Origin of the sequence: Anoxybacillus sp. LAT27, from assembly GCF_022030075.1 — a bacterium.
GTDB lineage: Bacteria > Bacillota > Bacilli > Bacillales > Anoxybacillaceae > Anoxybacillus > Anoxybacillus kestanbolensis.
The window spans coordinates 1-235 of sequence record NZ_JAIWYK010000275.1 but is presented as its reverse complement, the minus strand read 5'-3'; the positions used below and the strand labels follow the sequence as shown (position 1 = coordinate 235).

At 55.7% G+C, this 235-nt stretch carries 1 protein-coding gene; it reads right to left on the bottom strand.

Annotated features, from left to right (window positions below; translation table 11 throughout):
* Positions 1-28: 28 nt before the first annotated feature.
* Positions 29-235 (bottom strand): hypothetical protein (locus LD028_RS09435; RefSeq protein ID WP_237811666.1); only part of this gene is annotated, 207 nt, incomplete at its 5' end.

The window sequence follows — 235 nt, the reverse complement described above, 5'->3', positions numbered from 1 at the left end:
GCACGGCAGTACCGCCCGTGGTTCACTTCTATGATACCGTATGGGTGGAGCGTACGGTAGCCCCGCACGAAAAAAAGCCCGGCGGAATGCCGGGCAATCGATCGAGGTGAGGAACAAGTCGTCCCTGTTCGTAGTATGAACGATGGACGCGTGCCTTACACGGGGCGTTTGCTGGATGGACGTGTAACCTTTTGCCTGGTTCCATCGTATTACCAGTGGACCCCTTTTGTATGCA